We start from the raw sequence: 11690 nt of genomic DNA, 5'->3' as shown, positions 1-11690 counted from the left end.
CAACATTATTGCCGTGGAGCAACAATGCAGCGCTGGGATCGCATCGAAGCTTTCATCGAAGTCGCCCGCTTGGGCACGTTTTCCGCCGCTGCGCGGCATCTGAAGGTTTCCACCTCGCACGTGAGCCGCTCGATTGGGCAGCTCGAGAGTCAACTCGGCACGACGCTTTTGTATCGCACCACGCGCCAGACACGACTCACGGACGCAGGCTCTCTCTACTATCGGCATTGCCGCCACTTGTTCGATGGCTTTCGCGAGGCCGAGGAGGCCATCGTCGACTTCCAGTCTCGGCCCAAGGGCACATTGCGGCTGACCTGTGCCACCACGTTCGGCGAGCGCTACATCGCCCCGTTGGTCAACGACTTCCAGTGCTTGCACCCGCAACTCGAAGTCGACATGCACTTCACCAACCGCCAGGTCGAGTTGATAGAGGAAGGCTTCGACGTTGCCATCCGTATGGGTGTTCTGCGTGACTCGAGCCTGATCGCGCGGCGGTTGTGCGAGCGTCGCGAATACGTCGTCGGCGCGCGGGAATACTTCGAGCGCGCCGCACCGCCACATTCGTTGGCCGAGCTGTCTCATCACAACTGCCTGCGCGGCTCTCGCGATAGTTGGCTGTTCGAGGTCAACGGCCAGCGCCGGGAAATACGTATCGAGGGCCGCTGGCGTGCCAATTCAGGGCCGGCACTGCTCGATGCGGTATTGAAGGGCCTAGGGCTGGCGCAACTGCCAGACTACTACGTGGCGCCGCACTTGGCGCAGGGGCGGCTAGTGTCGGTACTCGATGCCTATCAGTTCACCGACACGGCGGTGTGGGCAATCTATCCGCGCCACCGACACCTCTCACCCAAGGTGCGTCAGTTCGTCGACTTTCTGGTCACACGTTTGCCGAATACGCTACAAGCCTGACTCGCCCCCTTGCGACGGCCTCGCGGCTCATTCTCCCGAGATTGGCCCCAGCCCATCACGCAGATACCGCCCAGCGAATTCGGCCTCGCTGGCCACGGCATCGGGATCGAGCAGTTCGACCCACTGGCGCTCACGGATCAACAGTCCATCCTCGCGGAACCCGCTCAACGTCCGGCTGATATGCACCGAGGTGAGGCCCAGCGCGTCGCCCAATTGCTGCTGCGACAGCGGCAGACGGAAACGCCGCGTGGCATAAGGCATGATACGCTGTAGGCGCAGGTACATCTCGTAGATCAGATGCGCCACTTTTTGACGTGCGCTGCGCCGCGCCAGATTGACCAGACGTTCGGTCAGTAGGGCTTGCTGTTGCGAGGATAAGGCGAAGAAGATCATCGATAAAGTAAAGGATTCTCGAAACACCTCGAGTAAACGACGATGAGGAAAATCGCAGACGACGCCGTCGTCGATCATCATCACCCCGGCCAGACGCTCTTGAAAGGCGAATTCACGCAGGCCGATGACATCCCCCGGCAAGTAGATTTCCAGAATCTGGCGCGAGCCGTCTTCCATGTCGCGGAAAGAATACGCCCAGCCCTGCGAAAGCGTGCAGAAGCGCCCCGCCGGATCGTCGGTTTGCCATAGAGCCTCCCCGCGTTCGACCTCGCGCGGCTCGCGTTCGAGCGAGTCCAACAGGGCTTCATCACTGTCGCTGAGGTCCGCATAATGCCGAAAATGGCGGATGATGCAGCTATCGTTTTCGCTCATGAGCGACCTTCTTGTCTGATCTCGTCGGGAGTCTTGGGCAGGGCACCGAGCCTATCCCGGCCATCCAAGCGCACTATTGTCCGGCGAAATAAAACCATAGAAGGCCACCCGGTGCGATCCCGAATCAAAAAAAGGACACCACAAGGGCGTCCCAAAGGGTTGATCGAACGGTTCGGCGTCAGCATTCGATGGCATTCACCGCCAGGCCACCACGTGAGGTTTCCTTGTATTTGTCCTGCATGTCGGCACCGGTATCGCGCATGGTCCGAATGACGCGGTCGAGGGACACGAAATGCTCGCCGTCGCCGCCCAATGCCATCTGAGCGGCGTTGATCGCCTTCACTGAGGCGATGGCGTTGCGCTCGATGCACGGCACCTGTACCAGGCCGCCGATGGGATCGCAGGTCAATCCCAGGTTGTGCTCGAGGCCGATCTCGGCGGCGTTCTCGACCTGTGCTGGTGTACCACCCATTACCTCGGCGAGCCCGGCGGCGGCCATCGCACAGGCCGACCCGACCTCGCCTTGGCAACCGACCTCGGCGCCGGAAATAGAGGCATTTTTCTTACATAGGATGCCTATAGCGCCGGCCGTCAGCAGAAAGTCGACGACATCGCGTTGGCAGGCATCGGGCTGAAACTGCATGTAATAGTGCAATACCGCCGGGACGATACCCGCTGCACCGTTAGTCGGCGCGGTCACCATGCGTCCACCGGCAGCGTTTTCCTCATTGACGGCCAGAGCGAAGACATTGACCCAGTCCATCGCCGAAAAGGTCGAGGCGATCACGCTGGTACTGTCGCTGGCCGCCTGCAAGCGCCGATGCAGTGCGCTGGCCCGGCGTTTGACATTGAGTCCACCGGGCAGCACGCCATCATGACGCAAGCCGCTGTCAACGCAGGCCTGCATCGCTTCCCAGATACGCCACAGCGAGTCGCGAACGCTTGCTTCATCTTGCCAGGCCTTCTCGTTTTCGAGCATCAACTCGCTGATGCGTAGCCCATGCTTGCGGCACAACATGAGCAGTTCTTCCGCCGTGGCGAAATCAAACGGCAGCGTGGTGGTATTGGTATCCAGCGCGCCGCTGGCGGCCTGCGACTCGTCAACGACGAAGCCGCCGCCCACGGAGTAATAGGTATTGCGATACAGCTCTTCGCCGTGGGCATGGGCGATGAGGCGCAACGCATTGGGATGATAGGCAAGCGGCTCTTCATGCCATTGCATGTCGCGTTCCCAGGGAAACGAGATAGGATGTTGGCCAGCCAGCAGCAAGGTCTGCGATTCACGTAGCTCCTCCATACAGGCGGGCATGATCTCGGGGTCGATGGTGTCGGGACGTTCGCCCATGAGCCCCATAACCACCGCCTGATCAGTGCCATGCCCTTTGCCAGTGGCACACAGCGAGCCATGCAAGTGCACTTCGATGCGCGTGACGCGTGTCAGCCAATCATGCGAGCGCAGCGCATCGATGAAGTCGCAGGCCGCACGCATGGGGCCGACCGTATGCGAACTGGACGGTCCAATTCCCACTTTAAATAGATCGAACACACTGATTGCCATGCGTGACACCTCGAACAGTCTTGATGTATCAAAATTACTAAACGAACTTGTTAGCAGCTCGATTTAACTTTAGCTTGAAGCCAGCCTGGATGCCGGGCAACGGAGAATAATTCGATCAAGCTTTAGAATGGCTAAATCATGAGCCGTACTCTGCACGCCCAAACCCACGCCTGGCTCAAGGTCTTCGCGATCAGCGCGCGACACCTTTCATTCACCCGGGCCGCCGAAGAACTACACGTCACCACGGGCGCAGTCAGCCAGCAGATCAAGCAGCTCGAGGCGCGGCTGGGCTTCAAGCTCTTCCGTCGCCTGCCACGTCGTCTGGAGCTCACCGATGAAGGCCAGCGCCTGGCCACCGTGGTCGACCAAGCCTACGATGCGGTAGGCATGGAAGTGCGTCGCCTGCGTACGGGGGTCATGAGCGGTGTGCTACGCCTGCGTTGTGTGCCCTCGTTTCTCGCCAAATGGCTGATGCCACGACTGACGCGCTTGCAGGCCCGCTTTCCCGACATCGAGCTGCATGTCGCCTCCGAAGACAGCAACCTGTCACTGCGTGAGGGTGAGTTCGAGCTGGCCATCGACCTCAACGACGGTCGCTATGCCGGTTTCCAGATCACGCCGCTGATGGATGAGGAAATCTTCGCGGTATGTTCGCCGCAACTGCTGCGCCGACGCCCGCCACTGGTACGTCCCGAGGATCTAGGCTACTACCCGCTATTGCATGACGTGACCGCATGGCGCGGCAGCCACGATTACGCCGAATGGGAGCATTACCTGGGGGCGTTGGACGCCGGCTCCGTGAATGTACGGCGAGGTTACACCTTCAATCGCAACCACTTGACGGTAGAGGCGGCCATCGCCGGCATGGGAGTAGCGATCGCTCGGCGCACACTGATTACCGATGAGCTCGACACTGGGGCATTGATAGCACCGTTCGCTGGCGCCGTGGCCACCGGCAAGACCTATGGCCTGGTCTATCACCCCGGGGCGCTGGACGATCGCCGAGTACGTGCCGTGCATGATTGGATCGTCGAGGAAGCGGCGCGCTGCCATGGCCATTGAATGCCAGAACGATTCCACCGAGAATGCATTTTTTGCGAAACACAGCACAAAACGTTTAAGGTCTCGATGGCAAAAACGACTCAACTCTGCAAACTTATTGAGTACAATAGCTTTTAAGCACAATACGCTAATTGCCAATACGGCATTCTCGCGTCAATGACGCACTCTACGCTTACCTGAGACGGAGAATTCTCATGGACAAACGTTCGCAGGACGATACTGCCAACGAGCCAAATGAAGGCTCAGAGGGTATTCCGGCTCCGGATGGGCCGGCGAACCTAATCGATACCGATTACGTAATAGGACAGGACAACATCACCTCCACGAAGTTCGGTATCGACTTCGACCTACACGGCAAGGTGTTCACGATCTCCTCCTTGGTGATCTTGTTTTTCGTCATCGTGACGCTGGCGTTTCAGAACCAGGTGGCACCGATTTTCAATGCCATGTTCTCGTTCTTGACGGGCAACTTGGACTGGTTCTTCATTCTTGCCGCCAATATTTTCGTGGTACTCGCTGTCGTATTGATTTTCACCCCACTGAGCAAGGTCCGCTTGGGCGGTGCCAACGCCACACCGGATTTCAGCTATGCCGGCTGGTTCGCCATGCTGTTCGCAGCAGGGATGGGCATCGGCTTGATGTTCTATGGCGTCTCCGAGCCGCTTACCCACTTCGGGACCTCGCTTGCAGGCGACGGCGGTGCCCCTCTGGGCGGTGCCGAAGGCAACGCGCAAGCGGCGGCACAGTTAGGCATGGCGGCAACGATTTTCCATTGGGGCCTGCATCCCTGGGGGATCTATGCCATCGTCGCCCTATCGCTGGCGCTGTTTTCCTATAACAAGGGCCTGCCACTGACCATGCGCTCGATCTTCTACCCGATCCTGGGCGAGCGCGTTTGGGGATGGCCCGGCCATATCATCGATATACTGGCGGTTTTTGCCACACTCTTCGGTCTGGCAACCTCGCTGGGGCTGGGTGCGTCACAGGCCTCTGCAGGACTGCACTACCTGTTCGATACGCCCAACACCAACGTCACCATGGTGGTACTGATCCTAGGTATTACGCTGGTGGCGCTGGGCTCGGTACTCGCCGGGGTCGACAAGGGCGTGCAACGTCTTTCGCAGCTCAATATGGCTCTCGCCTTCCTGCTGCTACTCTTCGTGATCTTCGTCGGGCCGACGCTACTCATTGCGACAGGGTTCTTCGAGAACCTACTCGGTTACGTCAAGAATCTCCCCGCTCTCTCCAACCCCTTCGGCCGTGAGGATACTGGCTTCACACAAGGCTGGACGGCGTACTACTGGGCTTGGTGGATTTCCTGGTCTCCGTTCGTCGGGATGTTTATCGCCCGCGTCAGCCGTGGCCGCACCGTGCGTGAATTCCTGATCGCGGTGCTACTGGTGCCGACACTGGTATCGATCCTGTGGATGACCGCCTTCGGGGGCACCGCCATCGATCAGGTCATCTCCGATGGGTACAATGGCGTGCAGGATGCCGCACTGGAGCTGCAACTGTTTACCATGCTCGGCCAGCTACCGCTGACAGCGATCACGTCGTTCGTGGGTATCGTGCTGGTGATGGTATTCTTCATCACCTCCTCGGACTCCGGCTCTCTGGTCATCGACTCTATCACTGCTGGTGGCAAGGTCGACGCACCCAAGCCTCAACGCGTTTTCTGGGCTTTGATCGAAGGTGCAATCGCTATCGCCTTGCTGTTGGGAGGTGGCCTCACCGCACTACAAACCGCGGTCATCACCACGGGCCTGCCCTTCACGCTGGTCTTGTTGGCGGCTTGCTACGCCATCATCAAAGGTTTGATGAGCGAACCGCGCAGCGTGTAACGCGATGTCCTCATTCGCGATATGAAGAAGGCGGCCCACGGGCCGCCTTCTTCGTTCACGACCTCTCTAACCTGCCGAGCCTAGCTCCATACTTCGCGGAGTGGCGTCTCGGGACTGTAGCGATGGGCGATCTGGGCTTGCAGCAATTCGGCGGTCGCCAGGGCATCGATCAAGGCATGATGTGCCTGATAGGGCGGCAAGCCATAGCGCGTGCGGCTATCAGGCAGGCGAATCGACGCCGGCGGACGTCCCAGCCAGCGCCGTAGACGTGCCCACCACGACTGACGGTGAAGACGCGCCTCCAGCGACATGGTATCGATCACGGGAAAGTGGATGCCCTCGCCGCGCCGCGCTTTGACGGCTGCATTCAGGAAGGTCCGCTCGATATGGCGATAATGCACCACGACGATGCGCCCAGCCATCGCGGCCAATAATTCATCGAGTACATCATCAAGGTCGGGAGCCTGCTCGATCTCGCTATGGGTTATATGGTGAAAGGTAATCGAGCGCTCATTGAGAGGTCGCGGCGGCCTTACGACCCAGTAACGACGCTCGGCAAGCCGTATGCGCTTCAGATCGAACGGCACTACGCCGATGCTGACGATGGCGTGACGTTGTTCATCGAGGCCCGTGGTTTCCATGTCCATGGCCAACATCGGCACATCACCGATGGGAGTCTCCGGCGTGGGCACACCGACATCGAAGTAGCGTTCCAATGCCGTGTCACGCGCCTGCTCGCGACGCGCCATGAAATAATCCGCCCATGTCGGCGGCTCCGAGTGTCGACGTGAAAGCAGTGGCTTCATTCAAATATCAGCGTTTCTGAGAAGGCATGGGATAACGAAACTTCAGGAATTTCTGGGCGTTGCTTAGTACCTGAAAGGCGTCCTTGAGATTGTGGCGCTCGTTATCCGAGACGTTTTCGGGCTCAATGTTATTGTCCGGTTCACGCTCTTCCTGGATATCGATGACCTGATGGCGAATTCGCACCATGGCGATAAATTCCAGTGCATAGCGAATCCGCTCCCCGGAGTGGCCCGCAAGCAAGCGAGTTTTGTTGATATCCTCGAGACGGTCGAAGGAATTCTGTGCTCGTGAGCCGCAGGCCAGCGCATGCACTCGGATCAGATCGATCAAGGGCGCTGTGCCACGTCGCTTGAGGTTAATCGTGTTGTTCTGCTCGCCGTCTTTTTCCATCACGAACGTGCGGAAAAAACCGAGCGGAGGCGTACGATTCAACGCATTGCGCGCCATAGCGGCCAGAAAGCGTGGACGCTGAGAGGCACGCCCAGCGACCAGATCTTGAAGGCTTTCGACGAACGCCTCGTCGCCATAAACACTGTCGAGATCGAAAAAGATGGAGCTGTGCAGCAAGCGCTCGGGGCTGGGGTCATCGATCCAGTCGCGGAAATATTGCTGCCACACGTGTAACGGCTGACGCCAACGCGAATTGGTGGCCATGACGTCGCCCTTGCAATAGCTATAACCGCATGCCGCCAACCCATCGCTGACGCGTTGTGCCAATGTCAGGAAGTACGCGTCATGCTGCTCGGGGTCGAAGCTATCATCCAGTACCAGAGCATTGTCTTGGTCGGTAACGATGGATTGCTCATTGCGCGCCATCGACCCCAACGCCATAAAGCAATACGGCACTGGCGGCGACCCCAACTCTTCCTCGGCCAGTTCCAGCAAGCGGCGTGTAAACGCGCGCCCGATGCTCGACAGCGAACTGCTGACCATCTGCGAATTGTCGTCTTCGTTGACCATACGCACGAAGGCCGCGCGCACGTCACTTTTCATCGCGGCCAGCCCTTCGACATTGGGCTGGCGAAAGATATTGTCCACCAGATACAAGCTACTATTAGTCTCGTAGCGCACGATATCGGATAGATGTAAAACGCCCACCGGGCGCCGCCGATACAAGACAGGCAGGTGATGAATATTGTTGCGCAGCATGCGCAGCATCGCTTCATACACCGACTCGTCGGACTGAATGGTGATCGGACGCTCGTCGATCAGCTCCCCCACCGTGGTGCTCGCCGGCCGTCCCTCGGCCAGAACACGGTTGCGTAGGTCATGGTCGGTGAGGATGCCAACCATGCGGCGCAGTTGCCCGTCTTCATGGGTAAAGGCATGCGAATCGTCCGGTGTTTGCGGCGCCGCCAGCACCAGTACCGAAGAGGCGCTGTGCTCGCCCATTCGCTGCGCCGCCTCCTGCACCGTGGCATCGCTTTCCACCATGACCGGTGCTCGGGAGGCCAGCTTGCGCACCCGCGTCACCAGCATCTCGTGACCCTTGCGCTGCTGGTCGACGGTAGACTCCAGCCGCGGGCGCTCGACCTCGACGAAATCGGCGAAATTGTCGTCCGCCTCGCACAAGTGTTGAAACGCCGCGAGGGGAATGAAGTAGATCAGCGTATCTTCGATCGCCCGGGCCGGGAAACGTACGCGGCGATCCCGGAGCAAGTCGAACTGACCGAAGATATCGCCTTCGCTGAGGCGGTTATAAAGATCGCCGTTGCGGCGATAGAGATCGATAGCACCACTACGAATGTAGTGCAGATACTCGACGGCATCTCCATGGCGGTAAATGTCGGTTTCGGCCTGAAAATACCCAACCTCGACCTGACCGGCAAGCTCATCGAGCAAGTCGTCAGACAGCTGCTCGAAGGGCGGAAACTGCGCCATGTGCTGACGAATCTCCAGCAATTCTACTTGCATGCGACCGCTCTCCGACAATGGTAGGACAATACCGTTAGTCTGAGATTCTCCCCAGGTTCTGTAAAGGGCTACCTTGAAGATCGGAAACGGTGTTTCTTAAGAGTCGTTTCCCTGCTAATATTAAACATTAATCGAAACCCTAATCACTGTCGCTTCGACGCACGCCAGAGACACCGTATGACGCATTCACCCCAGCCTCCCGAAGTCTCCTTCGGCTTCAAGGCGATCCTTCTTCGCGCACTTTGCTATATCTTGATCGTCGCCGGCATCATGCAGCTGGTGATGCTGGACGCTCAATCGGGCGTCGGTCAGTTTTCCGAGACGTCACTGACCGAACTCACGCAGTCGGCATTGTTGCTGCTCAGCTCGTTGCTAATGGCCTACTTATATCGCCATCCCAACGCCATTCCTCATGTCAGCCTGTTACTGGGGGCGTTCCTGTTCGCGTCCTTCGTCCGGGAAAATGACGCCTGGCTGGACATCTACGTCTTCGACGGTGCCTGGCAAGTGATCGTGACCCTGATCGTACTGCCGACGCTTTACGTGGTGATTCGCCATCGACATGCTTTTGCCGAGGAGTTCAAGTCGATCTCCAACAGCCTTGGCTTCGGGATGTTTGCCGCCGGCTTCCTTACGACGTATGTTTTCTCGCGCCTTTATGGCCGCTCCGCGTTCTGGGAAGCCATGCTCGGCGATCATTACCGGCGCGTCATCAAAGACGCAGCCGAGGAAGTGACCGAGCTGGCCGGTTACATGCTGCTCTTCTTTGCTTGCATCGAACTGGTGCTACTGGTGCGTCGACGCTTCAACCATCATGGCTGAAACGGCCACCATCATCCTTAGTGCATAAAAAAACCCGCGAGTTGACTCGCGGGTTTTTTGCTCTCACTTCTTTCACTCGTCGAGGAAAGTGCGCAACGGCTCGGAGCGTGACGGATGGCGCAGCTTGCGCAGCGCCTTGGCTTCGATTTGGCGAATGCGCTCACGGGTCACATCGAACTGCTTACCGACCTCTTCTAGCGTGTGGTCGGTATTCATGTCGATCCCGAAGCGCATGCGTAGCACCTTGGCTTCGCGCGCTGTCAAGCCACCCAACACGTTGCGGGTCGCCTCGATCAGGCCTTCACCGGTGGCCAAGTCGATCGGTAACAGCATCGTGCCATCCTCGATGAAGTCACCGAGATGCGAGTCGTCATCGTCGCCAATCGGTGTTTCCATGGAGATCGGCTCTTTGGCGATCTTGAGCACCTTGCGAACCTTGTCTTCCGGCATCTCGAGGCGTTCGCCCAGCTCTTCCGGCGTCGGCTCGCGGCCCATTTCCTGCAACATCTGGCGCGAGACGCGGTTGAGCTTGTTGATGGTCTCGATCATATGCACCGGAATACGAATGGTGCGCGCCTGATCGGCGATGGAGCGCGTGATCGCCTGACGAATCCACCAAGTGGCATAGGTCGAGAACTTGTAGCCACGACGATATTCGAACTTATCTACCGCCTTCATCAACCCGATGTTGCCTTCCTGAATGAGGTCCAGGAACTGCAAGCCGCGGTTGGTGTACTTCTTGGCGATCGAGATCACCAAGCGAAGGTTGGCCTCGACCATTTCCTTCTTGGCACGACGCGCCTTGGCCTCACCAATCGACAACCGGCGATTGACCTCTTTGATGTTGGTGACCGGCAAGCGCACCATTTCTTCCTCGAAGCCGATCTTGCGCTGGGCACGCAGGATATCGGCACGGAACGGCTCAAGACGCTCAGCATACTTGGAATGCTTGGTCTGGAAACGGTCCAGCCATTCGAGGTCGGACTCGGCGCCGGGGAAGGAGCCGATGAAGGTCTTGCGCGGCACTTTCGCCTGCTTCACGAAGATCTGCATGATGGCCTTTTCCTGGCCACGGATCTGCTCAATGCTGATGCGTACCTGTCCTACAAGGCGCTCGAAGTGCTTGGGCACCAGCTTGATCGGCGAGAATAGCTCGGCAAGGCGCGCTTGCTCTTGATCCGCGTTCGACGACCCCAGACCATGCTTGTCGATCGCGGCCTTGGCACGCTCATTCTGTTCGCGAATCTGCTCGAAACGCGCCTTCGCTTCCTCGGGATCCGGGCCGCCACCGGTTTCTTCTTCCTCGGCATCTTCAGCGTCTTCGGAATCGTCACCGTCCTCGGCATTTTGCTCGGGAACGGGCTCAGGAATCTCCGCTTCGGCCACACCGGGGATCCCTTCGTCGGGATCGATGAAGCCCGAGAACAAATCGGAAAGACGCCCCGGCGCTTCTTCGTCCTGGGTGGCATCATAGGCATCGAGGACGGAATCCACGGCCCCCGGCAGATAAGCCAGTGAAGACATCACCTCACGGGTGCCTTCTTCGATGCGCTTGGCGATCTCAATCTCGCCTTCGCGCGTCAACAACCCCACCGTGCCCATCTCGCGCATATACATGCGCACGGGATCGGTGGTGCGCCCGACGTCGCTCTCGACCGCCGCCAAGGCCGCGACGGCTTCTTCCGCCGCCGACTCATCGGTAGATTGATCGGACATCATCAGGGTATCTTCGTCAGGTGCTTCCTCGACGACGCTGATACCCATGTCGTTGATCATCGCGATGATGTCTTCCACCTGATCGGGATCGGCGATATCCTCGGGAAGGTGGTCGTTGACCTCCGCATAGGTCAGGAAACCTTGCTCCTTACCCTGAGCGATCAACTCCTTCAGACGTGACTGCTGCGTATTTCCAGCCATAGAAACCCTATCTCGACAATGGAGCACCTGGAAGCGAACGGATCGAAACGCTGCTAAGCCTGCCAGTATAGCCGCTAAGGACATTTTACTGCCAG

9 protein-coding genes are annotated in these 11690 nt (G+C 58.6%); 4 read left to right on the top strand and 5 right to left on the bottom strand.

Features of this window, described 5'->3' with window-relative positions; translation table 11 throughout:
- Nucleotides 1-24 precede the first annotated feature (24 nt).
- Nucleotides 25-909: a LysR substrate-binding domain-containing protein gene (locus tag L1075_RS03080; RefSeq protein WP_246939783.1), complete on the top strand. Its 885-nt coding sequence runs from the start codon at nucleotides 25-27 to the stop codon at nucleotides 907-909.
- Between the two features lie 27 nt (nucleotides 910-936).
- Here L1075_RS03080 and L1075_RS03075 read toward each other — a convergent pair whose 3' ends face one another.
- Together L1075_RS03075 and L1075_RS03070 are read right to left on the bottom strand one after the other, a co-directional pair.
- On the bottom strand, nucleotides 937-1674 hold the full coding sequence (locus L1075_RS03075) for a Crp/Fnr family transcriptional regulator (RefSeq protein ID WP_246939780.1): 738 nt from the start codon (nucleotides 1672-1674) through the stop codon (nucleotides 937-939).
- Nucleotides 1675-1852: 178 nt separating this feature from the next.
- Nucleotides 1853-3232 (bottom strand): L-serine ammonia-lyase, encoded by a 1380-nt coding sequence (locus L1075_RS03070; RefSeq protein WP_246939777.1) that lies wholly within the window; start codon nucleotides 3230-3232, stop codon nucleotides 1853-1855.
- A 138-nt stretch (nucleotides 3233-3370) separates the two neighbouring features.
- Between L1075_RS03070 and L1075_RS03065 the strand changes: the two genes are divergently transcribed.
- A complete protein-coding gene (locus L1075_RS03065) occupies nucleotides 3371-4294 on the top strand; it encodes a LysR substrate-binding domain-containing protein (RefSeq protein ID WP_246921655.1) in 924 nt (307 codons plus the stop codon).
- A 194-nt stretch (nucleotides 4295-4488) separates the two neighbouring features.
- The gene (locus tag L1075_RS03060) at nucleotides 4489-6135 is read left to right on the top strand and encodes a BCCT family transporter (RefSeq protein WP_246939774.1); all 1647 of its coding nucleotides are present in this window, start codon (nucleotides 4489-4491) and stop codon (nucleotides 6133-6135) included.
- Between the two features lie 80 nt (nucleotides 6136-6215).
- Here the strand turns inward: L1075_RS03060 and L1075_RS03055 are convergent, their stop codons facing one another.
- Together L1075_RS03055 and L1075_RS03050 are read right to left on the bottom strand one after the other, a co-directional pair.
- The gene (locus L1075_RS03055) at nucleotides 6216-6941 is read right to left on the bottom strand and encodes a 3'-5' exonuclease (protein WP_281504061.1); all 726 of its coding nucleotides are present in this window, start codon (nucleotides 6939-6941) and stop codon (nucleotides 6216-6218) included.
- A 7-nt stretch (nucleotides 6942-6948) separates the two neighbouring features.
- A complete protein-coding gene (locus L1075_RS03050; RefSeq protein ID WP_246939772.1) occupies nucleotides 6949-8856 on the bottom strand; it encodes a DUF294 nucleotidyltransferase-like domain-containing protein in 1908 nt (635 codons plus the stop codon).
- A gap of 177 nt (nucleotides 8857-9033) precedes the next feature.
- Between L1075_RS03050 and L1075_RS03045 the strand changes: the two genes are divergently transcribed.
- Entirely contained in the window at nucleotides 9034-9678 is a 645-nt protein-coding gene (locus L1075_RS03045) for a hypothetical protein (protein WP_246939769.1), read from the top strand.
- A 72-nt stretch (nucleotides 9679-9750) separates the two neighbouring features.
- Here the strand turns inward: L1075_RS03045 and rpoD are convergent, their stop codons facing one another.
- Nucleotides 9751-11595 (bottom strand): RNA polymerase sigma factor RpoD, encoded by a 1845-nt coding sequence (gene rpoD, locus L1075_RS03040; protein ID WP_246939766.1) that lies wholly within the window; start codon nucleotides 11593-11595, stop codon nucleotides 9751-9753.
- Nucleotides 11596-11690 lie beyond the last annotated feature (95 nt).

It is taken from the genome of Chromohalobacter beijerinckii (assembly GCF_023061185.1).
Taxonomy (GTDB): Bacteria; Pseudomonadota; Gammaproteobacteria; order Pseudomonadales; family Halomonadaceae; genus Chromohalobacter; species Chromohalobacter beijerinckii.
This window is presented reverse-complemented; position numbering and strand designations above follow the sequence as displayed.